This is a genomic window from Bacillus sp. LB7 (assembly GCF_030449715.1).
Classification (GTDB): domain Bacteria; phylum Bacillota; class Bacilli; order Bacillales; family Bacillaceae; genus Bacillus; species Bacillus paralicheniformis.
Map to the genome: position 1 here is coordinate 54486 of NZ_JASGCA010000012.1, position 22951 is coordinate 77436.

General features: G+C 47.3%; 22 protein-coding genes. 5 read left to right on the forward strand and 17 right to left on the reverse strand.

The window, feature by feature from the left end; all coding sequences use genetic code 11:
• The first annotated feature begins 91 nt into the window (after positions 1–91).
• Together QMZ64_RS15885 and QMZ64_RS15890 are read left to right on the forward strand one after the other, a co-directional pair.
• The gene (locus tag QMZ64_RS15885; RefSeq protein WP_265625540.1) at positions 92–817 is read left to right on the forward strand and encodes a C39 family peptidase; all 726 of its coding nucleotides are present in this window, start codon (positions 92–94) and stop codon (positions 815–817) included.
• A 279-nt stretch (positions 818–1096) separates the two neighbouring features.
• Positions 1097–1765 (forward strand): pectate lyase, encoded by a 669-nt coding sequence (locus QMZ64_RS15890; protein WP_409365376.1) that lies wholly within the window; start codon positions 1097–1099, stop codon positions 1763–1765.
• Between the two features lie 29 nt (positions 1766–1794).
• On the opposite strand, the gene QMZ64_RS15895 is transcribed toward QMZ64_RS15890, so the two are convergent.
• The 5 genes from QMZ64_RS15895 to hprK are packed head-to-tail and all read right to left on the reverse strand — an operon-like array spanning position 1795 to position 5675.
• On the reverse strand, positions 1795–2313 hold the full coding sequence (locus QMZ64_RS15895) for an acyltransferase (RefSeq protein ID WP_265625538.1): 519 nt from the start codon (positions 2311–2313) through the stop codon (positions 1795–1797).
• Positions 2310–2957, reverse strand: a complete 648-nt coding sequence (ppaX, locus tag QMZ64_RS15900; RefSeq protein ID WP_265625537.1) for a pyrophosphatase PpaX — start codon at positions 2955–2957, stop codon at positions 2310–2312. The genes QMZ64_RS15895 and ppaX overlap by 4 nt, the downstream gene beginning before the upstream one ends.
• A complete protein-coding gene (locus QMZ64_RS15905; RefSeq protein ID WP_265625536.1) occupies positions 2947–3894 on the reverse strand; it encodes a nucleoside recognition domain-containing protein in 948 nt (315 codons plus the stop codon). The genes ppaX and QMZ64_RS15905 overlap by 11 nt, the downstream gene beginning before the upstream one ends.
• Positions 3895–3918: 24 nt before the next feature.
• Positions 3919–4731: a prolipoprotein diacylglyceryl transferase gene (gene lgt, locus QMZ64_RS15910; RefSeq protein ID WP_059230982.1), complete on the reverse strand. Its 813-nt coding sequence runs from the start codon at positions 4729–4731 to the stop codon at positions 3919–3921.
• Between the two features lie 11 nt (positions 4732–4742).
• Positions 4743–5675 carry an HPr(Ser) kinase/phosphatase gene (gene hprK / locus QMZ64_RS15915; RefSeq protein ID WP_043926653.1) on the reverse strand — a complete coding sequence of 311 codons (933 nt, stop codon included), beginning with the start codon at positions 5673–5675 and terminating at the stop codon, positions 4743–4745.
• A gap of 182 nt (positions 5676–5857) precedes the next feature.
• On the opposite strand from hprK, the gene QMZ64_RS15920 reads away from it, so the two are divergent.
• Positions 5858–6337: a MarR family transcriptional regulator gene (locus tag QMZ64_RS15920; RefSeq protein WP_145685818.1), complete on the forward strand. Its 480-nt coding sequence runs from the start codon at positions 5858–5860 to the stop codon at positions 6335–6337.
• A 138-nt stretch (positions 6338–6475) separates the two neighbouring features.
• Entirely contained in the window at positions 6476–8035 is a 1560-nt protein-coding gene (locus tag QMZ64_RS15925) for an MFS transporter (protein ID WP_301441454.1), read from the forward strand.
• A 16-nt stretch (positions 8036–8051) separates the two neighbouring features.
• On the opposite strand, the gene QMZ64_RS15930 is transcribed toward QMZ64_RS15925, so the two are convergent.
• The 5 genes from QMZ64_RS15930 to QMZ64_RS15950 all read right to left on the reverse strand — a co-directional run bounded on the left by QMZ64_RS15930 (position 8052) and on the right by QMZ64_RS15950 (position 14167).
• On the reverse strand, positions 8052–12062 hold the full coding sequence (locus QMZ64_RS15930) for a lamin tail domain-containing metallophosphoesterase family protein (protein WP_265625535.1): 4011 nt from the start codon (positions 12060–12062) through the stop codon (positions 8052–8054).
• Positions 12063–12159: 97 nt separating this feature from the next.
• Complete coding sequence (locus QMZ64_RS15935; protein ID WP_065644276.1) at positions 12160–12519, reverse strand: phage holin family protein; 360 nt, start codon at positions 12517–12519, stop codon at positions 12160–12162.
• The gene (locus tag QMZ64_RS15940) at positions 12516–12716 is read right to left on the reverse strand and encodes a PspC domain-containing protein (protein ID WP_145651223.1); all 201 of its coding nucleotides are present in this window, start codon (positions 12714–12716) and stop codon (positions 12516–12518) included. Before QMZ64_RS15940 ends, QMZ64_RS15935 begins: the two co-directional genes overlap by 4 nt.
• Positions 12717–12720: 4 nt before the next feature.
• Positions 12721–13815 carry a DUF4097 family beta strand repeat-containing protein gene (locus QMZ64_RS15945; protein WP_165428197.1) on the reverse strand — a complete coding sequence of 365 codons (1095 nt, stop codon included), beginning with the start codon at positions 13813–13815 and terminating at the stop codon, positions 12721–12723.
• A gap of 25 nt (positions 13816–13840) precedes the next feature.
• Positions 13841–14167: a DUF4870 domain-containing protein gene (locus tag QMZ64_RS15950; protein ID WP_043926660.1), complete on the reverse strand. Its 327-nt coding sequence runs from the start codon at positions 14165–14167 to the stop codon at positions 13841–13843.
• A gap of 214 nt (positions 14168–14381) precedes the next feature.
• On the opposite strand from QMZ64_RS15950, the gene QMZ64_RS15955 reads away from it, so the two are divergent.
• A complete protein-coding gene (locus QMZ64_RS15955; protein ID WP_165428198.1) occupies positions 14382–14612 on the forward strand; it encodes a hypothetical protein in 231 nt (76 codons plus the stop codon).
• On the opposite strand, the gene QMZ64_RS15960 is transcribed toward QMZ64_RS15955, so the two are convergent.
• From QMZ64_RS15960 to swrA, 7 genes are all read right to left on the reverse strand, one after another.
• Positions 14609–15001, reverse strand: a complete 393-nt coding sequence (locus tag QMZ64_RS15960; protein WP_265625534.1) for a VOC family protein — start codon at positions 14999–15001, stop codon at positions 14609–14611. The two genes, QMZ64_RS15955 and QMZ64_RS15960, sit on opposite strands and share 4 nt — an antisense overlap.
• A gap of 142 nt (positions 15002–15143) precedes the next feature.
• On the reverse strand, positions 15144–18017 hold the full coding sequence (gene uvrA / locus QMZ64_RS15965; RefSeq protein ID WP_265625533.1) for an excinuclease ABC subunit UvrA: 2874 nt from the start codon (positions 18015–18017) through the stop codon (positions 15144–15146).
• 7 nt (positions 18018–18024) lie between these two features.
• Positions 18025–20010, reverse strand: coding sequence for an excinuclease ABC subunit UvrB (uvrB, locus tag QMZ64_RS15970; protein WP_165428201.1), 1986 nt, complete (start codon positions 20008–20010; stop codon positions 18025–18027).
• Positions 20011–20193: 183 nt separating this feature from the next.
• Positions 20194–20427: a CsbA family protein gene (locus QMZ64_RS15975; protein ID WP_020453089.1), complete on the reverse strand. Its 234-nt coding sequence runs from the start codon at positions 20425–20427 to the stop codon at positions 20194–20196.
• 118 nt (positions 20428–20545) lie between these two features.
• The gene (locus tag QMZ64_RS15980) at positions 20546–20839 is read right to left on the reverse strand and encodes a DUF5316 domain-containing protein (protein WP_301441455.1); all 294 of its coding nucleotides are present in this window, start codon (positions 20837–20839) and stop codon (positions 20546–20548) included.
• A 124-nt stretch (positions 20840–20963) separates the two neighbouring features.
• Entirely contained in the window at positions 20964–22199 is a 1236-nt protein-coding gene (locus QMZ64_RS15985; RefSeq protein ID WP_409365375.1) for a PDZ domain-containing protein, read from the reverse strand.
• Between the two features lie 273 nt (positions 22200–22472).
• The gene (gene swrA / locus QMZ64_RS15990; protein ID WP_003185659.1) at positions 22473–22826 is read right to left on the reverse strand and encodes a swarming motility protein SwrAA; all 354 of its coding nucleotides are present in this window, start codon (positions 22824–22826) and stop codon (positions 22473–22475) included.
• Positions 22827–22951 lie beyond the last annotated feature (125 nt).

The following is a 22951-nucleotide window of genomic DNA, read 5'->3' on the forward strand; positions in this document are numbered from 1 at the left end:
TTTTATGTCATGAACATCTTGATGTTATAATGTATACGATCGCAAATCTTTGCCTTAACCAAACCAGCAAAGAGAAGACAGGAGACTTAGAATGAAATTTTTCAAAAATCTTTTTTTTATTTTTTTCGTAGCAGCTCTTATGACCACCGTTCTTATACTGTTTTCTAAAGATGCGTTAAGCCCGTTAGCCGAAATGCTGCACAGCAGCCATAAGAATGCTGCTGACAATAAAGAAGTACGTCAGCCGCTTGACGTCCCGCTGATCAACCAAATGGACTCGCCGAAGCTTTATAACGGCTGTGAAGTCGCCAGCCTGGCGATGATCTTAAACTACAGCGGATATAATGTCACAAAAAATGAGCTTGCCAATGAGGTGAAAAAAGTGCCTCTGCACTATGAAAACGGCTTAAAGGGAAATCCTAACGACGGCTTTGTCGGAGATATGGAAAACGGACCCGGACTGAGTGTCTACCATGGACCGATTTACGATTTGGCCTATTCATACGCAGGTACTAAAGCTGTCGATTTGACGGGAAGTGAGCCGGAGAAAATATATGAACAGCTGAATCAGGGAAGACCGGTTTGGGTGATCACCACTGTACATTTCACCCCAGTCAACGATATGGAAACATGGAATACACCGTCAGGCAAAGTCGATGTGACGTACAGCGTTCACAGTGTTGCCGTGACAGGCTATGATGAGGATTACGTTTATGTGAATGATCCGTACGGATATAAAAACAGAAAAACAGACAGAGAACATTTTGAAAAGTCATGGAAACAAATGGGCAGTCAGGCGATCGTGATCGCCGCCTAAAAAGGCAGTTAACCCCTGCCTTTTTTTAGTTCTTTCAACCCCTATTAAAATAAGACGCTTTACCCTTTCGTCACATCCAAAATACAGAAAACAACCCCATTTCACGTGTTTAATTTACTGTTTTTTCATAATATTCAAATTATTTGTTTACATTTCAGTAAACTCGCATATATGATAGTACCGAAATAGGTGTCTCATCTTATTGCAAATGGACCAGAAACTGCTTTCATCTACGGGAGACAAATCTGTTTTGAACAATATGTCATGAGGAGGATGAAAATGATGAAGAGATTAGCAGGTACGGTTATTTTGTCAGGTTTGCTCGTCTGCGGGTTTGGACAGGCTCTGTCCGAAAAAGCCTCAGCCGCCGAGGTCGTTCACCAAACGATCGTAGTCGAAAAAGGACAAACGTATGACGGGAAAGGCAAGCGGCTGATTGCAGGTCCGGAGCTGGGAGACGGCAGCCAGCGCGAAGATCAAAAACCGATTTTTAAAGTGGAGAATGGTGCAACGCTCAAAAATGTCGTGCTTGGCGCTCCTGCTGCTGATGGTGTTCACACTTATGGTAACGCTTCCATAAACAATGTTGTTTGGGAAGATGTCGGCGAAGATGCCCTGACTGTCAAAAGCGAAGGAAGTGTCACGATTAACGGAGGATCAGCCCGGCTTGCCGCGGACAAAATCTTTCAGATTAATAAAGCGAGCACATTTACCGTGAAAAATTTTACTGCCGATCAAGGAGGCAAATTCATTCGCCAGCTCGGAGGCTCGACATTTAAGGCCGTGGTCAATATTGATAACTGTACGATTACAAACATGAAAGAGGCGATCTTCAGAACCGACAGCAGTACAAGTTCCGTTACGATGACAAATACAAGGTACTCAAAAGTCGGAAAGAAGTGGATCGGTGTGAAGCATATTACGGAAAGGAACAATCATGAATTTTAACGCTGATTGCAAATAAAGGCCCCCGTTCCTTATTCAGCGGGGGTCTCCAATCTTTTTTCCATTTCTTCTTTTGTATAGATCAGCCGCATCGGATTGCCGCCGACAAAAGCGCCCGAAGGCACATCTTTATGAACGAGCGTACCGGCGGAAATGACGGCGCCGTCTCCGATTTCGACGCCTGGAAGGATCGTTGTATTGGCTCCGATCATGACTTCATCGCCGATGACAACCTCGCCGAGCCGATATTCTTTTATTAAATACTCGTGCGCCAAAATGGTCGTATTGTAGCCGATCACGGTGTTACGCCCGACGGAGATTTTTTCAGGAAACATGATATCCGGCATGACCATTAAAGCAAACGAGCATTTCTCTCCGATTTTCATCCGCAAAAACGTCCGGTACATCCAATTTTTCATTCCAAGAAACGGCGTATAGCGCGCCGCCTGAATGACGATAAAGTTTTTAACCACTTTAAAAAACGGAACCGTCTGATAGATGTGCCATAAGGAATTGGGACCGGACACCGGATAGCGCTTCGTTTTTCTCAAGCTTTCTCCACCTCAAGAATGCGAAGGAGATCGCTCATTTGCTGAAGCATAAAATCAGGCTCGTGTTTGGCAAGGCTTTCTTCTCCTTTAATCGTCCACGCAACGCCTGCTGTTTTCGTTCCGGCATTCTTCCCTGCTAATATATCGTGGTAATTGTCACCGATCATGATCGCTTCTTCCGGACGGCTGCCAAGCTTGGAAAGGGCGAGCAAAACAGGCTCGGGATCAGGCTTCGGCCGCTTAACGTCATCCAGCGTCACAACCGTCTCGAAAAAGGCATCAAGCCCGGTCAGTTTAAGCCCCATGGTGACGGTGTCCCGCAGCTTTGTCGTGACGATGCCGAGCTTATACCCTTCTTCCGCAAGACGTTCAAGCGTCTCGTAAACCGTCTCATACTCGGTTACCAGTTCATCATGCTTCTGATGATTAAATGTCCGGTACATGGTGATCATTTCTTCAGCCTTATCCTTTTGAATGCTTGAGAACGTTTCATAAAGGGAAGGTCCGATGAAAGCAAGGACATCCTCCCGTTTATAGCGTCCCGGTGCATAATGTTCGAGCGTGTGCAAAAATGAGGCAATAATCAGCTCATTTGTATTGATGAGCGTTCCATCCAAATCAAATAAAACCGTATTAACTTTCATACAAAGCTTCCTTTCTGCGAACGGAATAACCCGGCTTTCTCCAGAAGCGCGAAATCGCGATCGTCAGCAGGACCGCGGTCACAAGCCTGATCAACAAAAGAGGCCAGACCGGAATGCCGAGCGGGATAAATACCAATGTGTCTTCAACAACCGCGTGGCACGCGACGAGAAAAATAAACGCGAGCGTTACATCTCTTTTGCTGACACCGTCTTCTTCGACCGCTTTGATCATGACACCGGCCCCGTATGCAAGGCCGATCGTCAGCCCGGCAACCATCGTCATTGAGGTGTTCTCCTTCATTCCGAGCATTCTCGTCAGCGGTGCAAACCACTTTGAAAAAGTATGCAGCCAGCCGAGGTCTCTCATATATTGAATGATGATCATCAGCGGTATCACGATGGCTGCAAGCTGAAGGACACCAAGGCCCGCCTTGGTGACGGCTTCAAGCGCAATTTCAAGCCAGCCGGAAGGAGCGGCGCTTTTCGCAGAGATCAAGCCGTATTTAGCCGCATCCTGACCGCCGTTCCAGACAAGGTTAATGATAAAAGCCGAAAAAACGGCGAGACCGATGCGCACGAGCAATATAAGCCATATTTTAATTCCGACCCTTGAAGCAACGGTCGATTCGATAATCAAATTGTGGCAAAACGACAGCATCACCGCTAAAATAAACACTTCTTTAACCGTCAAATCAAGCGTTAAAATCCCCGCAATTCCGGCATACAAGTTCAGCATATTGCCGAGCACAAGCGGTATCGCCGCTTCCCCTGACAACCCGAAAATCTTCATCGCCGGCGTGATCAGTTTGATCAACCAGTCCATCACCGGTGTATGCTGAAGCAGGCTGACAATCAGCGTGACAGGAAAAATCACTTTTCCGAGCGTCCACGTCGTTTTCAGCCCCGCCACAGCGCCGGCTTTTAAAGTTCCCTTCATTGCTGTCTCCCCTTTGTAAAATCGCTACATCTCCTGATACCGTTTAATCTCTCTGCCTTTGAAACGTCTGTAGGCTATCAGCGCAGCCGCACAGAGGATCAGGACGATCGAAATCACCTGTGCGATGCGAAGGTTCGCCGTCAGCATCAGACTGTCCGTTCTAAGGCCTTCGATATAGTAGCGTCCCATCGAATACCAAATGACATAGATTAAGAACAGCTCGCCTCGCTTTAAATTCGCTTTTCTTAAAAGAAGCAGAACGACGACTCCCGTAAAGCTCCACAGCGATTCATACAAAAAGGTAGGCTGATAGTACTGTCCGTCGATATACATTTGATTAATGATAAAATCAGGCAGGTGGAGGTTTTCTAAAAACGCTCTTGACACCGCTCCACCGTGCGCTTCCTGGTTCATAAAGTTTCCCCAGCGGCCGATCGCCTGACCGAGCAGGATGCTTGGAGCAGCGATATCAGCCAGCTTCCAAAACGAAAGCCCTTTGACCTTCGCATAAATGATTCCCGTCAGCACGGCGCCGATCAGACCGCCGTGGATCGCAAGGCCGCCGTTCCATATTTGAATAATCTGGTCCGGGTGTTCACTGTAATAGCCCCATTGAAAAATGACATAGTACGCCCTTGCGCATAAAATCGCAATCGGGATCGCAAAAAGCACCAAATCGACAAAGGTGTCCTTATGCAGTCCCCTCCGTTCGCCTTCCCTGACCGCCAGCCACAAGCCCAGCAAAGCGCCAAGGCCGATGATAATGCCGTACCAGTGGACAGCAATCGGCCCCAGGTGAAAAGCAATCGGATTTAAAGGTTCAATCGTTTCATTCATATTGTCAGCTCCTATTCTTCAAGCTCACCATCTTCAATCACATCCGCAAGCTTATGGGTAAATTGCTCAGCGGCATTCAGCCCCATTCTCTTCAGTCTGAAGTTCATTGCGGCCACTTCGATGATAACGGCAAGGTTTCTTCCCGGACGAACCGGAATTGTCAGCTTCGGAACGTCTGTATCAATAATTTTCATCGTGTCTTCTTCAAGCCCTAAGCGGTCATACTGCTTTCCTTGCTCCCAAAGCTCCAGACTCATGACAAGAGTAATCCGTTTAAAGCTTCTGACCGCCCCCGCGCCAAATAACGTCATGACATTGATAATGCCAAGGCCTCTGATTTCCAGGAGATGCTCAATTAATTCAGGCGCGCTTCCGATCAATGTATCCTGGTCTTCCTGTCTGATCTCAACGCAGTCATCCGCCACAAGGCGATGGCCTCTTTTGACAAGCTCCAAAGCCGTTTCGCTTTTTCCGACGCCGCTCTTTCCGATAATCAGCACCCCGACGCCGTAAACATCGACGAGGACGCCGTGAATCGCAGTTGTCGGAGCCAGCTGGCTTTCAAGAAAATTCGTCAGGCGGCTCGTCAGGCGCGTCGTCTTCAACGGGGACCGAAGCACAGGCACGCCGTTTTCTTCGGAAGCCTCGACGAGTTCAGGCGGAATCGGCAAATCACGGGAAAGGATGATCGCCGGTGTAATTTCCGTACATAACGACAACATCCGCTGCTTTTTTTCTTCCTCTGGAAGCTTTTCAAAAAAGGTAATCTCGGTCTTCCCCAGCAGCTGAACCCTCTCTTTAGGATAGTATGTAAAATAACCAGCCATTTCAAGGCCCGGTCTTGATAAATCGCTCATCGTAATCGGGCGGTTGATCCCTTCTTCTCCGCTGATGAGCTCAAGCTTAAATTTATCCATCACATCTTTTGTTCGAACTTTCGGCACGATTGATGCACCCTCCTCTTCTCAGATGAAGAACTAGACATTCAGCTTTATTCTATCACTTTCAAAATGAACCTAAAACATTTTTTGAAAATGGCCGCCTTGACACTTTGATGAAGTGCTTTCTTTCAAAGCGAAAAATCAGTAGTATGTAAAGAGGAACGCAAAAAGGAAGTGAAGAACCGTTGAAATACAATATCCATGATACAACCGTGCTGAACGAAGACATTTTGACCCCGGAAGAAAAAGAGACATGGGTTCTTTATATGAAAGTACTGACCGCTGCCGGCCTGGGGGATGTCTCCGAATGGATGAAGCTCGATCTCAGCATGCCGCAAATGAAGGTTTTAATGCTTCTGAACAACCACGGCACACTGAAAGTCTCCGAAATCGCTGAAAAAATGGGCGCTTCCCTTTCAAATATGACAGGACTGCTCAGCCGCCTTGAACAAGCGAACTTCGTCAAAAGAACACATTCCGAGCAAGATCGGAGAACGATTGTTGTTGAACTAACCGAAGATGCAAAGGGGATTTTTCGAAGCCTTTACAAAAAAGGCCACGAAAAGCTCAAAAAAGCGCTCCAGAAGCTGAATGAACAGGAAAAAATCAAAGTGAATGAAGGCCTTACCATTCTTGAAAAAGCGTTAAAAGCTGACGATGAATAGACAAGCTGCCCGGAAACCGGCGCAGCTTTTTTTGTTGAAAAATTTCTTTTGACAAAACGTGTTTTTTTAAGGATGATTAAAATAGTTCACTCAAAGTGAATTATTAATTTTGAATTAATAAAAAGGAGGATAAATGGTGTGAACCAAAAGTGGGCCGTTTTATTATTTACGATCGGCGTGTTTATGGCTGCTTTAGACAATGGCATCATTTCAGCCGCACTGACGACAATCAACGATTCGTTTCAAGTATCCCCCTCATGGGGAGCTTGGGGCATCACGCTTTATACGCTCGGTTTGGCAGTCAGCGTCCCGATCGTCGGAAAGCTGTCTGACCGGTATGGACGAAAAAAGCTGTTTATCATCGAAGTCTTGCTGTTTGGCGCCGGTTCGCTGCTGGTTGCATTGAGCCAAAACTTCCCGATGTTTTTATTGGCGAGGCTGATTCAGTCGCTTGGCGGCGGCGGAATCTTCATTATCGGAAGCTCGCATATTCTCACTGCGCTGCCTAAAGAAAAACAGGGAACCGCACTGGGGCTTTTAGGTGCGATGAATGGGATCGCGGCAGTACTCGGTCCGAATATCGGCAGCTTTATTTTGGATATGACCGGAAGCTGGCACTGGCTGTTTTTGATCAACCTTCCGATTGCAGCAGCGCTGATCATTCTCATCGTTCCATTGATGAAGGAAACAAAAGGCGGAACACAGAAGCCGCTCGATCTGGCCGGAACTGTGCTGTTGTCTCTTGCGATTTTAGCTGTGATGTACGGAATAACGAATATAAACGGACAGCACATGTCTGCCGCCCTGTCCGACCCAAAAGTATACTGTTTTCTTCTGATCGGCTGCGCGCTGTTTGCGGGACTCATCTTTTACGAAAAACGCGTAGAACTGAAAGGCGGCGACCCGATACTTGCCTACAGCTTATTAAAAAACAAGGTGTTTCAATGGACGCTTTTTATCGGATTTTTATCCGGCGGACTCTTGGCAGCCGTTATTTTCATTCCTGCATATGCGGAACAATATTTGCATGTCGCTCCTGAAAAAGCGGGGTATTGGATGACGCCTCTGGCGCTGGCTTCGGGAATAGGAGCAGGGCTCGGCGGAATGCTCGCCGATCGAAAAGGACCGGTAAAGGCGGCATGGCTTTCGGGAATCATTTCGTTCGCCGGGTTTTTACTCTTATCCGTCTGGGTGACAGAGAAGTGGGAATTTGTTTTGGCAAGCATTATCGCAGGGATCGGTTTTGGTTTTCTGTTAGGCGCGCCGTTAAATATGCTTGTATCAGAGGCAGCAAAACAGGATTACGGGACAGCGCTCGGCACATTATCGCTCGTCAGGCAGATGGGGATGACCTTGGCGCCCGCGTTGTATGCAGGATATATAACGGCCGGCTACGAAAATATCGGCACACATATCAAACAAAAACTGAATGATACAGGGACGCCTTTAAAAGAATTTACAGGCGGCGAGACGGACGTATCGCGTCTGAACGAGTCACTCAGCCAGATTCCCGACCCAAAAGTCAATGACATCATAAGCGAAGCGATCCATGAAAGTGTGGGAACGGGATTTTTCAACCTCTACTTCACAACCGCCGTTCTTTCCCTTGCCGTCATCGCCTCTGTCAGCATTTTATCGCTTTATAGAAAAAAACAAACCGACACGGCAACCCATCTGGAAAAAGATGTGACAAACTAAAAAGCATTTGCTCCCCTTAGGAAAACAAATGCTTTTTACGTTCACAAATGAATACCGCCGCCAGCCAAAAGCCGATTACAGCAATTGGGAGATTTTTTATACTTGACGGCTCAAGTGTCGCTTGCTTTACCATCATGCCGGCCGGCGGAAGGCTCCCCCACAATTGCCGCCGGGCTGATGCCGGCCCGGCTGTTTGATCTATCAAAAAGGATTTCATGCCGTCATCTTTTGTCGTCAATTTCCACATCTGAGACCTGCTTTTGCCGCCGTATTGATCAGAAGCTGCAGCGTACCAGAAATAGGTTGTATTCGGCTGTAAATCCTTCCATGTCACTGAAGCCGTCCTTCCGCTTTTTACCGTTTTTGCTTTCCCAATTTCCTTGTTCGAAAAGACATTCAGCTCAAAATAATCGGTTTTAACCTTTTTCTTCCGCGGTTTCAGATCCGTTTTGATGTTGAACTCGTCTTTCGGGCCGAATTGGTGCGGATCATAAAAATTATAGTCGTCAAGATATGGCGAATACGTTTTGACATGGATCGTGTCATGCTTCGGATCCACATGAAGAATTCTTAAATAACCTTGGCCTCCTTCAGGACCGCCCTGATAGTCGGCAAGCATTTGATACACTTTGCGATCCGGCTTGCCGTCTCCGTTATCATCATGCCTGTCGACTTTTAAGTTGGAGCTGTGATAATGGCCGCTCAACACGGCGATCACATTCGGATTCCGCTTGATGATCTGTTCAAATATTTTCTCCCCGATTGGACTTCTGCTTCCGCTGACAAGCAAAAACTCGTGAAATGACAAAATCGCTTTTCGGTCGGGATGGCGTTTCAGAACATCATCTATCCACTGCAGTTCTTTTTTTCCGATTCCCCACCCCATCGACACCATGATATAGTCGTTTCCTCCGCTGGAAATGAGGTCGTAATGCCCTTTGTTATTCTGATAAGACCCGCCGAAATGCGGTTTTTGTTTAAAACGTCTTTCCCCGAAGTACTTGCTGAATTTCAAATAAGACCGGTCTTTATGGCTGACATCGTGATTGCCCGCCAGCACGCCGTAAGGAACTTGATTGTCGTCGAGAACTTTCATGAACTGGTCGGCACGCTTCCATTGCAGCGGCTGATCCGCTTCATCCACAAGATCCCCCGTATGAAAGACGTACTGAATGTTCAGCTTGTCCTTTTGTTCGGCGATCCACTTGACCTGACGTTCAAAAATGTGCGGATAGCTTTCCGAATAATATTGCGTATCAGACATCCACACAAATGTATAGTCATGTTGCGAAAGCTGAATTTGATCCTGAATGATGATGCTCGCCTTGGATTGTCGGACATAATCGGCAGCTTTTATGTTTCCTTTGAGGGTAAAAGGTTTGTCATCCTTTGCAACATGGAATGTCAGCGTCTCCCATCTCTTGCTGGTCCAATTCCAGGCGAACATGGAGACTTTTCTGCCCGGAAGCGAACTCCCGCGCCACCGCACTTCCACCTTGTCGTTCGGCCCCGTATTTTCATCCACTTTGACATCAAAGCGATGGTACGGAAACTTTGTTGTTGATGACGTTTCAAAACCTTTTCCGTCAAGTGCGGACATGCCGCTGCGCTCTTCTTTTGTCAGCGCCTTTTCCCCGCTGACCGCAAAGCTTTGCGGAGGTTCCGTCACGCTTTCGTTCGCTGACACATCAACATGCTCTTCGTCTTTTACAGTGTACTGAAACCCTTGATGGAATGACACTTTCATCTTATCTTTTGTCGGGTCCTTGACGCGGACGGCCAGCTTAGCCTGTGTGCTGCCGGGGGAATTTTTGACTTGGGCGGGCTTGTCCGGCTTTTCCTCTTTAATATAAAATGCCTTTTTCACGATTGACAGGTTGCCGGCGCTGTCCTCCGCTTTTATTTTCAGTTCGTGCTTTCCCGCATCCAGGCCGGCAGAAGATATAAAATAGGGAAGCGCTATTTTTTTGCCGTCAAGAACGGCTTTTATGCTTTTCACACCGCTCCATTTATCGTGTGCGGCCGCATTGATCTTAAACGAACCTTTATACGTCCTGCCGTCTTTTAATGACGTTTTGATCTCAGGGCCTGTGTTATCGACCGTCACCCTGCGGATGAGCCTTTCTTGGCCATTTTCCGCTTCAACGATGTGCGGCCCTTCATCCCAGGCGCGTGTATGCCATTGATTGGCAAGCGATGTAAACTTGGCTTCCGGAATCGAAAAACGGAATTCATACCATTCGCGCGCCCCTGGACCGTCTCCGGCCGGAAGCTCGGCTTTCGGATCGTCATACCGCTCATCGCGGATGATGGTTCCATCCGCTAAGATAAGGCGGGGGTTCTTGAGGACAAAATCATCCCTGTTTTCTTCTGCAGACTGTTCAAATGGGGTTGACTTTGTGCCTGAACGAACTTTAATCGCAAACGGCTTTCCTTTTTTAAATTCCTCCGGAGAAACCGGAACCGTAATTGTCGTATACCGGCGGCGCGAATCGTCAAAAACTTTTTGAACCCTCCTGCCGATCGTTACAGCATTTTTAAAATACAGATTTGTTTGATTGACATCGAAGGCAAAGTAGGCTTTTTTTTCAAGCGCCGATTCACCTTTTTTTTGTTCAATTCCGTCAATCCGAATTGTCGTTTCAGAAGGCGGCTTTTCTGATGTGGCTTTCAGCAGCATTTTTCCGGAAACGGTTCCGCCTTCGCTTACATTCAGCCTGAGCCCCTTCAAAATCCGCTGATCAAGCGGTATCGTTTTCTTTTCAGTCGCGGTAACGTTTGATCCATCACCAGCCCGCATATAGTACTCCACTTTTTCTTTGCCAATGAGCTCGGCAAAATAGATATTGTGACGGTACAGGCCGTCATTGCGGCTTTTTTCAACACGGACTTCAGTAAACGGCTCATCATCATTCATACGGTAGAAAAACTGCGCCTGTTTCACTTGCCGATTGTCTTTCATGTCAGCTAAGAGCTGGATCGTTTCACCCGGTTTTACCGCTTGATGATCCGTCATATCATGGATCTCCGGCTTTTCTCTGTCGGGCATAACCGTCACCGTCTGTGAAGGAACCTGCGCCTTCAGGAGCGAACCAGGAGACGGTTTTTCTTCCCCGGCCGATATCATTTTCATATGCTTCGTTCCGTCCAGCGGATATCGATAAAGAAGCGCTTTATTTTTAGTGACATCGGTTTTATCCGGCTCGTTTTGATAACGGGCGGATGCGACCTCTTCCCCGCTGTTTGTAGAGATGATCACTTCCCTCGGCCCGGTATTCGCCAGGCCGCTCCCTTTGAGAACAGAAAGCGTTTTGCCTTCACGAAGGTGAACACCGTAATGCTGATTGAAGTCATCTTCCGTCAAATGCCCGTTTGAGCGGTTTTTTACCCAAAACACGTGTGTTTGACCGGAAGGAATCATCACATCATCGTGTTCAAAAGGCCAGGTGGTGTCTGATTCCTTGCCCTTTTCAGGATGTCTGTATTTCATTTTGTAGCTGTTCAGATGAACAGCTTTATTGGTATTGTTATAAACTTCAACAAATTCATAGCCGTCCTTTGCACCGGTGTTTGACGTGTCAACAGCCATTTCCGTGATCAATAGTTCCGGAAGCTTTTGTATATCCGTACGCATGCCTTTCAGGGCGACAGTATACACATCCGTCTTCACAGAGGAACGACCGGCTTGAGCTTCAATGTAATACTGGACTTTGTCGGATGCTATGGATTCGCTTTCCAATTTGGCAATATAGCCGTTCTGTTTGCCCGGCTCCACTTCCATCGGAATCGCCCGATACGGCAATTCGTCATGCTGCTTGTAATACAGAATGACTGTGTCGGCGGCCGCCTCCGCGGAAAAATACAAGTCGTCTCCTTTTTTTACTTGTTCAACAGAAGTATGCCTGATGGCTGGTGAACCAGGCTGAATGTGTTCTTTTCCCGCCGCGGACGAAATCGGCATCTGTAAGGCAAAAAGCAAAACTGCGGCCAGAAACAAAAGGGTTTGGCGATTTCTGTACTTTTTCATCGTCTACCTCCCTTTCGTATTTTGCCTTTACAGATCATTTTTATGAAAGAGACATCCGTGCAAAAAAAAGAAGCCTGATGATTCATCAGACTTCAGTTTATTTTTTGGACATCGGTTCGATAATTGCTTTTTGAATGAGCAAGTGGAAAACCGACAGGACGATCGACGCAAAAATGGCTGTCCCAAAGCCGTCAAGGTCAAAACTGTCCCCCATAATGGACGCGGTCATATAAAGAGTAATCGCATTGATGATAAACAAAAATAAACCTAACGTAATCACTGTGACAGGCAGCGTCAAAATCACGAGCACCGGCTTCACAAACATATTTAAGATCGACAAAATCACGCTTGCCGTAATGGCTGCCCCGATGCTTCTGACGTGAACCGCATCAAAGTAACCGGCAATGACGATTAATAATAAGGCATTGACAAGAACGTTTATGATCCATTTCATCATCTGTCGACTTCCCCTTCATTCGGCACTAGGAATACCCAAACTATATAAATCAGCAGGACGGGAAATCCGGTCGAAAATATAAATAATAGAACCGTAATGATTCTCAGCAACGACGCATCCATATTTAAATACTCAGCAAGACCCCCGACGACCCCGGCAATCTTTCTGTCTGTTTCGGATCGAAATAGCCTTTTCATTGTATCACTCCTGTGTATGGTTTAAATGGATCGATCCTGTCTTCGATTCCAAAAAAACAGTCATGCTATGATCATGATTTTGATTTGCTTTTAGATACATTTCTTTCTGGATTGTCTCGTTTTTTTCTTTTAAAATTTCCGCATCTGACAGATCATGAGACAGAGAACCGAGATTGCTTTTCAGCTCCGCTGTTACAGCGCAGTCCCGGGGAACATTCAGCTCTACGCTTCCAGTCGTTGTTTTCACATATGCCGTCCGGCAGTGCGGATTTTTGACTGTTGCAGCAATATTGCCGTTAAAGCTCTGCAGGTCAAGCGCATCGCATGAACCTTTAAGATCGATCAATCCATTTATGGTTTCCGCTTCAATCTCTCCGCAAGTATGGTCGGCGAGTTTGATTTGTCCATTTGCAGTTTCCAATGAAGCTTTTCCTGCCGTGAGAGCAGAGAACGACAGCACACCGTTCGTCGTTTTGGCGGACAGCTCTTTTACGTTTAAATGTTCCCCTCTGACCGGGCCGTTAAACAGCTTAAAGCGGATTTTGCCGTACTCTTTGTCCGGTATATAGACGGTAAGGTTGGTCTTCATTGTTTTTTTCTCCGTACGGATCGTGAACTTATCGCCTTCCACACCGCAGTCGATATGCTGAAGAAAAGCCTGCCTTGCTTCATCCTGATTTTCGGCGCGGTACACTTTTGCCTGGCATTCGACTCTGATGTCGGAATCGCTCCATGGTACAAGGTTGACGCTGCCGTTGGCAAGCTGAATATCCAGAGTCGAAAAATCGGAGTCTTTGAACTGAAATATATGCTGAACCTCGAACGAGTGCCCAAAATTCAAATCCAGGTCTGCTTCTTTCACTTTTTTTACAGCGGTATCAATCCATTCGAACAGTTTGGAACCGATCGATGGCTTCGGTTCTTTTTTCTTTTCGCTGTAGAAGTCCTCCGAATCAATGACATTTTCAGACAGAGCTGTCACCTTGCTCTCTGTTTCCCTGTAGTCTTCTTCAAGTTTTTCGATCAGGATCAGCGCCTCTTTCGCAGACAGCTTTCCTTCCTCGACCAATTTTAAAATTCGCTCTTTCTCCTGTTTCATGAAAAGCTCCCCCGTTCTCCTTCTTTTAGGCCTGAGTCAGCATTTTAATCCCTTGGACAACGTTCCAGACCACAATAATCAAACTGATGATCCCGAAAAAAACGAAACCTCCGATCATGAAAATGACCGCCAAATAACCGCCATCATTAAAGATAAGCGTACCGCTGATTGCGCCTGCTGCCAATATGACTACGCTTATAAACGGAATAATATGCGAAATAAGCGAACGCATCGCATGCTTTTTTGTTTCTTGATCATCTGTTATAAAATACGCAGCGATTGGCAAAATAAGCGGGGCAAAAAAAACGCTAAAATAACAAATTGCAGAAATCAGTGCGTTGTTTCTCGTCATACAAAACACTCCTTATCGATGTAAAGCGTTCTTGTGAGTCTAATGTACAGTGACCTTATACTCAGTTTACGTGTATCATGGCCTTTAAGTTTCATTTTCATTCGATCGGCGTGCGTCAAACTTCGCGAATTGATTTTTTTAGATTTTATGAATAGATTCTTTTTTTATAACCCTTTAAAATATGTGGCAAAGCCAATGAAAAGGAGCGAGCGTTATGAAACAGAAATCGGAAGTACACGCCTCATCCGCCTCCCAGCTTCTTAGTCTGATTCAAGAACAAAAAAGGATGAATCAGGAAATCGTGAACCGATTGGAAGCGATCAATTCGGCTCCTCCGCTTTCCAGCGAAATCCGCTATTTAAAGGTTCTGCTGAACAGCAGCAGCACACACATTTTAAACAGTATGATTGAATCGGCCAAACACATCAGCCGGACTGAACGTTAAACGTTCTCATGAAGTTCGTTTGATATTTCAAGCAGATTTCCGTCGGGATCTCTGATATAAACCGAAATGATCGGTCCTTCAGCGCCTGTCCGCTCTGCGGGGCCTTCTTCAATCTGAATGGACAGCCCTTTCAGATGACGGATCACATCATCAATGCCTGTATTTGTGATGAAACACAGGTCCAGGGAGCCCGGCACCGGGTGCTGTGCCTTCGGCTCAAATTCTTTTCCGGCTTCGTGGAGGTTTATTTTTTGCCTGCCGAATGTCAGCGCTTTTCTTCCTTCTCTAAAAGTGACCGCATCCATTTCCAACACACGGCTGTAAAATTCGCATGTCGCATCAATGTCTTTTACCGTCAGGACCAGATGATCCATCCGATCGATCTTCATCACCCCATCCCCCTTTATGGTTTGTTTTTTTACGTTATAACAGCTATTGAATAAAAGAGCAATGAAAATCTTTTGAACAAAGCTTGCCGCTGATCATTCGCCCATTGAAAAAGCTGCCGACGTGACATCGGCAGCATGTTATTTACGGTCTGACAGCTTCTTTTTCCTGAAGCCGCCTTTTCATTCTGTTTTTGTCACGTTCAATGATCGGTTTTAAATAGCGGCCGGTATATGACCCTTCGACTTTCATGACTTCTTCGGGCGGTCCGGAGGCCACGATCGTCCCCCCGCCGTCTCCTCCTTCAGGGCCCAAATCGATCAAATAATCAGCTGCTTTTATAATATCGAGATTGTGTTCGATTACAAGCACGGTATCTCCATTATCGACCAGGCGCTGCAGAACGGCCAAAAGCCTTGCGATATCATCGACATGCAGTCCTGTCGTCGGCTCGTCCAAGATATAAAGTGATCTTCCCGTTGAACGTCGATGAAGTTCAGATGCCAATTTGACCCGCTGCGCTTCTCCCCCGGAAAGCGTTGTAGCCGGCTGTCCGAGCGTAATATAGCCAAGACCGACATCATAGAGGGTCTGCAGCTTGCGCTTGATTTTCGGGATGTTCTCAAAAAATTGAACGGCATTTTCGACTGTCATCTCAAGCACATCAGAAATGTTTTTACCTTTGTATGTGACCTGAAGCGTTTCACGGTTGTACCTCTTTCCGTGGCAAACCTCACAAGGAACGTATACATCTGGCAGGAAGTGCATTTCGATTTTGATAATTCCGTCGCCTTTACAGGCTTCACAGCGTCCGCCTTTGACGTTAAAGCTGAAGCGCCCTTTTTTGTATCCTCTGACTTTCGCTTCATTCGTCTGGGCAAACACGTCACGGATATCATCGAACACGCCGGTATATGTGGCCGGGTTTGACCTCGGCGTCCGGCCGATCGGAGACTGGTCGATGTCGATCACTTTATCGAGGTGCTCGATTCCTTTTATTTCTTTGTACTCTCCCGGTTTTGCCTTCGCCCGATGCAGCTTCTGAGCCAGCGTTTTGTGGAGAATTTCATTGACGAGCGTGCTTTTCCCTGATCCCGATACCCCGGTGACAGCTGTGAACACGCCGAGCGGAAACTTCACGGAAACATTTTTCAAGTTGTTTTCCTTTGCGCCTTTTACCTCGATAAAACGGTTGTCAGGCTTCCTTCTCTCGGCAGGAAGAGGAATGAATTTTTTCCCTGAGAGGTACTGCCCTGTCAGCGATTGATCATCGTTCATCACTTCTTCCGGTGTTCCGGCGGAGATCACTTCTCCCCCGTGTACGCCCGCGCCGGGTCCGATATCAATTAAATAATCGGCGGCAAGCATCGTATCCTCGTCATGCTCGACGACGATCAAGGTGTTTCCGATATCCCTCATATTTTTGAGCGTATCAATCAAGCGGTCGTTATCGCGCTGATGAAGACCGATTGACGGCTCATCAAGGATGTAGAGGACACCGGTCAGCCTTGAGCCGATTTGCGTTGCAAGCCTGATCCGCTGCGCTTCTCCTCCCGACAGAGTGCCGGCTGCGCGGCTGAGCGTCAAATAGTCAAGCCCGACATTGTTCAAAAATCCAAGGCGCTCTTCAATCTCCCGCAAAATGAGGTTGGCGATCTTCATGTCTTTTTCCGAAAGTTCAAGTTCACGGAAAAATTGAAGGGCGTTAGAAACCGACATTTCGGTTATCTTGCCGATGTGAAGGCCGTTTATCAGCACGGCGAGGGATTCCTTTTTCAGACGGTAGCCTTTGCATGAAGGGCACGGCTGATTGGCCATGTATTTTTCCATCAGTTCCCGAACGTAATCCGAGCTCGTTTCTTTATAGCGCCTTTCGATATTGCGGATGACGCCTTCGAATTCAATGTAGTTTTCCCGGACCTGTCCGAAGTCGTTTTCATATCTGAAGTAAATCTGCTCGTCTCCGCTGCCGTAAAGGATCTTTTCAAGCTGGTGCTTCGGCAGCTCCCTGACCGGAACATCCATATCGATTCCATAATGGCTGCATACCGCTTCAAGCAGCTTCGGATAATACTGGGAGCTCTGCGGTTCCCAAGGTGCAATCGCATTTTCCTTTAGCGACAGCTCATCGTTTGGAATGACGAGCTCTACATCGACTTCCAGCTTGGACCCGAGGCCGTCGCAGCTTGGACACGCGCCGAAAGGGCTGTTGAAAGAGAACATTCTCGGCTCCAGCTCGCCGATTGAAAAACCGCAATGCGGACAGGCATGATGTTCGCTGAAAAGCAGCTCTTCCTGTCCGATCACATCGATGATCACGCGGCCTTCACCGAGGCGGAGCGCCGTTTCGAGCGAGTCTGTGAGACGGGCTGTTACGCCTTCTTTTATGACGATACGGTCGACGACGACTTCAATCGAATGCTTTTTATTCTTTTCAAGCTCGATGTCTTCTGAGAGATCGTTCATTTCGCCGTCGATCCGGACTCTCACATAGCCTTGTTTTCTGATTTGATCGAGCACTTTCACGTGCGAACCTTTTCTTCCCGAGACGATCGGCGCGAGCACCTGGAGCTTCGTGCGCTCGGGATATTCCAAAATTCTGTCCGTCATCTGTTCGATCGTTTGCGAGGTAATTTCAATGCCGTGAACCGGGCAGACCGGCTTTCCGATTCTGGCAAACAGCAGCCGGAGATAATCGTAGATTTCCGTCACCGTTCCGACTGTCGACCGGGGGTTCCGGCTCGTCGTTTTCTGGTCGATGCTGATCGCCGGCGACAGACCTTCGATCGCATCGACGTCGGGTTTGTCCATCTGTCCTAAAAACTGGCGGGCATATGCGGAAAGAGACTCGACATAGCGCCGCTGCCCCTCTGCATATATCGTATCGAACGCAAGGGATGATTTCCCTGATCCCGAAAGACCTGTCAGCACGACAAGCTGGTCCCTCGGAATAGAGACATCGATATTTTTCAGGTTGTGGGCCCTTGCACCTTTCACCTCAATTCGTTTCGTTGCCATTCTCTATTCATCCTTCCGATTTTAACTCTAGGAGCAAGTCGCGAAGCTCAGCGGCACGTTCAAAGTCAAGCGCTTTTGCGGCTTCCTTCATGTCGTTTTCCATTTGAGCGATCACTTTTTCCCGCTCTTTCTTCGTCATCTTCGAAAGCTTCGGCTCCTCTTTTACTTGATATTCTTCCTGCTCTTCAGCAGCATGAGTTGCCCGGATGACGTCCCTGATCTTCTTGTTGATCGTTTTCGGCGTAATGCCGTGTTTTTCATTATAGGCCTCCTGCTGTTCGCGGCGGCGCTTCGTTTCATTGATTGCGATTTCCATCGAATTGGTGATCTTGTCGGCATACATGATCACGCGGCCTTCGGCATTTCTGGCGGCGCGGCCGATCGTTTGGATGAGCGAACGCTCAGACCGCAAAAAGCCTTCTTTGTCTGCGTCAAGGATGGCGACAAGTGAAACCTCGGGAATATCGAGTCCTTCCCTCAGCAGGTTGATGCCGATGAGAACGTCATGCTTGCCGAGGCGAAGATCGCGGATAATCTCGATCCGCTCCAGCGTTTTAATCTCGGAATGCAGGTACGTGACCTTGATTCCGATTTCCTTCAGATAATCCGTCAAATCCTCGGACATTTTTTTCGTCAGCGTAGTGACGAGGACGCGTTCATTCCGCTCGATTCTCTGCTGGATTTCTCCGATCAGATCATCGATCTGCCCTTCAATCGGCCTTACCTCAATGATCGGATCGAGGAGCCCTGTCGGCCGGATGATCTGCTCTACCATTTCAGGCGTATGCTCAAGTTCATAAGGGCCCGGCGTAGCCGACACATACACGATGTTGTGAATGTGCTTTTCAAACTCTTCAAACCTGAGCGGGCGGTTATCCAAAGCGGAAGGGAGCCTGAATCCGTGATCGACGAGAACCTGTTTTCTCGCCTGGTCTCCGTTGTACATTCCTCTGATCTGCGGCATGGTGACATGCGACTCGTCTATGACCATCAGGAAATCGTCCGGAAAGTAATCGATCAGCGTATATGGAGTCGAACCTGCCGGACGAAGCGTCAAATGTCTTGAATAGTTTTCGATGCCCGAGCAAAAGCCCATTTCGCGCATCATTTCCAAATCGTATCTCGTCCGCTGTTCCAGACGCTGTGCTTCAAGGAGCTTGCCTTCTTCACGAAGCGCTTTAAGGCGCTCTTCCAGCTCCTCTTCAATGTTTATGATCGCTTTCTTCATCTTTTCTTCCCGTGTGACGAAGTGGGAAGCCGGGAAGATCGCGACGTGTTCCCTCTCCCCTAAAATTTCGCCTGTCAGGGCATCCACTTCCCTGATCCGTTCGATTTCGTCCCCGAAAAATTCAACCCGGATGCAGTGCTCATCCCTTGAAGCCGGGAAAATCTCGACGACATCGCCGCGCACCCTGAATGTTCCGCGCTGAAAGTCGATATCATTCCGTGCATATTGGATGTCAACGAGCTTTCTGAGCAGCTCATTCCGCTCGATTTCCATTTCCGCTCTGAGCGAGAGCACCATTTCCCTGTATTCCTCAGGAGAACCCAAGCCGTAAATACAAGAGACACTCGCCACAATGATCACATCTTTGCGTTCAAAAAGAGCAGACGTGGCAGAGTGCCTTAATTTATCAATCTCATCGTTAATGCTGGCATCTTTTTCGATAAATGTATCAGTCTGAGGCACGTAAGCTTCAGGCTGGTAATAGTCATAATAGCTGACAAAATATTCGACTGCGTTGTTTGGGAAAAATTCCTTAAACTCGCTGTACAGCTGTCCGGCGAGTGTTTTGTTGTGGGCGATGACGAGAGTCGGTTTGTTGACTTCTTTAATCACGTTTGACATCGTAAACGTCTTTCCTGTACCGGTCGCCCCCAAAAGCGTCTGATGCTTTCTGCCTTCATTAATTCCTTTGACAAGCTGATCAATCGCTTTCGGCTGATCCCCCTGGGGCTGATAATTCGAGACTAATTCAAAGCGGTCTTTCACAAAAAAGCCTCCGTTTCTTTACGAAATCTTCCTGCTTATTATTTTAACACACCCGAAGTAAAAATACGAACTAAAGTTCGGTTTCTGTGTTTTCCCACAAAAGCCGGTCCTTCCTGATCTATCAAAAAACCCCTCCTTTTTGTCATCAAAAGCAGGGCTTCACGGCAATCATTCTTACGGTTTCTATGAGTCTTCCTTCTTTTCGCCCGCCTTTTTCGCCGCATAGAGCGAACCGGCTACGAGCGATACAATATCAAGTCCTACAATAAAAAAGGTTTCCGTATAACCTTTTAAATATGAAGCAAACAACAGCGCTGCGGTCAGCGCAATCCCGACGTAATGGTTATAGGTCACCCTTGTAAAAAACAAGACAAGTAGGAAAGGAAATATCAGTGCAAAAACGGCTTTTGTAAACACAAAAACCCTCCTCACGTTTCTTGATCTTATTCGATTATATTAAAGAACAAAGAAACGGACAAACATAGACACTCATTCATTTTGTCCATCATCATGCCGCGTTATTCGGAATCAGACGTTAAAAGGCGAAAAAGAACGAGATTCCGGCGGCCAGGAGGTTCGGCATGGCAAAAACGGCGAACGTGTTTGCCAGTTTGCCGTTCCACTCCCTGTGCTCTTTCGTTTCCGAATCGTGATTTCCCCTGAACCGGTCACCGCTGACAAATACGCCGGAACATAAAGCAGACAGCAGAATCGTGCCTAGTCCAGCGGCTCCCGAAACTTTGAAAATCAATGTCCAATCCCCGGCCACAGCCGAAATCAATACAGCTATCAAACAAACAAAAACACCGGCGAGAAAAGCCTTTTTCATCAATCATTCTCCTTCAATCAGTTCTATCCATCATCCTAGCGGAACGTTTTGTAAAAGACAACCCAAAATTTCCCCAAAAGGAAAAGCAAAAGCGCCCGAAAAAGCGGCGCTTTATTAACATCAATTATTCTGTTTCTTGTGAGGCGGCTGCCTCAGCATGCTTCATCGCCGCATCCTCTTCTTTTACAAAGATGATGCCAAGCTCATGATGCTCTCCTTCATATGAAGCTCTTTGTTCAAAACGAATTTCATTGTTTAAACCGACGACTTCAAGTTTGAAGAAAGCACGGTTCTTCTGAAGCGCTTCGTAGAAATCCGCCGCATTTTTCACTGCAATCCCGTTGACCTTCGTGATGATTTCGCCGATCTTGAGACCGAGATCGGCTGCCGGCGTGTTCGGAATAACCCCGAGCACCACGAGCCCCTGGTCTCTCTTTGAAAAATGGAAAGGGGCGGAATTATCGTTCATCCGCTGTTTCCATGATAAAAAGGCCCTTCCTGCGATCGCCGTTCCGGCGGCAAGGGCGGCAAGCGGCGTCCACCATACGCTTCCGGCCGCGACCAGCAGAATGATGATACCAAGCACGCTGATGCGCTTCGCTGTAATTTTAATGCTTTCAATCGGAAGCGATCCTTGAACTCTTTGGCCGAAGCCGATGAAATAAGGAATCCACAGGAGCTCAAAGCCGCCGTTAAATGACAGAACGGGCCACCACGGAACCGATGATTCGATCGCATGTCCCGGAATGAGAATAAACAACGGCAAAAGCCAGGTTCTGCCCGCAATCTGCTGGCCGATCGGGAGCCCCCTTTTGCTCATGACGATCGCAGGGGAAGTTTTGATATGTGCCGTTTTGTAGACGAGCACTCCTTCCGCTACCAACAGAAGTCCGAGCAGGACGGCAGCAGCCGGCCAATTCGCGAGGGGCAGCTGCGGAAGAAATGCGTCAAGCGCTCCGAAACCGGTGTATTCAATACATAAACCGGCGACGATGCTCACGCCCAGCGTATATGCCGCTGACAGCAGACTCTGTCTGAAAGTTAAAGCTGCGGCAACGCTGACCGCCGCTATTAAAACCAGCATACCCATCGGGAGAGACAGCCCTAAGCCGAACGAAACAATGGACAGCACGAGTCCTGCCAAGAGTCCTTTGGAATATGTAAACTTAAACTCGTCATAAATATCTTCAATACGCGTATGAAACGTCTTTCTTTCACGTTTGATCCGGGCATAGCCGTAAGCAAGACTCATGATCATCATAAAATAGAAGAGCGGGTGCAGAAAAAACAATCCTGCTCCTTTTAAAAGTTCAATTAAGCTTTCTTCAACTGACAAGGGAACGTTCACCGCCTCAGCCAAGCATTTCAGGCCGCCTTAAATACAGCAGCTTTTTAACGTTGGATATTTTAGGGAAACCCAGCTTGTCTAAAGCGTCGGCTCGAGGAAATGACGGGCGGCCGTTCAGGCGGGATGCCTGAGCCGTCAGCCGCTGAAACTTTCGTCATGATGCTTTAACGCCGGTGCTTTTCAAGCGCATTCGTGACGACAAATGCTGGCACCTTTAGGCAAGCTGGTGCATTTTATTATTATTCTAACAAATAATAAAATGCTTGGGTATGGTAAACGTGAGGTTTATTTCTCCTGGCTCATCCAAAGCGTCACATTCGACAAAGAAAAGTCTTTCAGGTAATGATTGACTTCGACATCTAGAATATCTCCTATCAGCTGCATTGACCGCTTGATATCGGTCAGATTGATGCCGAGCCGCTTGTGGTTGTCCATCAAGTAGTTGAAATAAAGTTCCGCGCAATCCTCATTGATATCCTCCACACTTTCGACCGAAGTGTAGTTTACGAGGTATCTGCTGAACAGCATAAGCAATCCTACTGCCTTTGTAGCGGAAAACGTAACGTCTTGTGATCGAACTTTTAACTGCTCCACTAATTCATAGTATTTTTTCTCTCTCACAATACTTGCCCTTTTCAATCGTGTACCCCCATTTATTATTTATATATAAGAAAAGCGCAAGCGTCAGACGACTCCACCAACAGAGACGAAGAACGCAAACAGCGCTAACATTCTCCGCAAAAAAAATGCACACATTATAATTC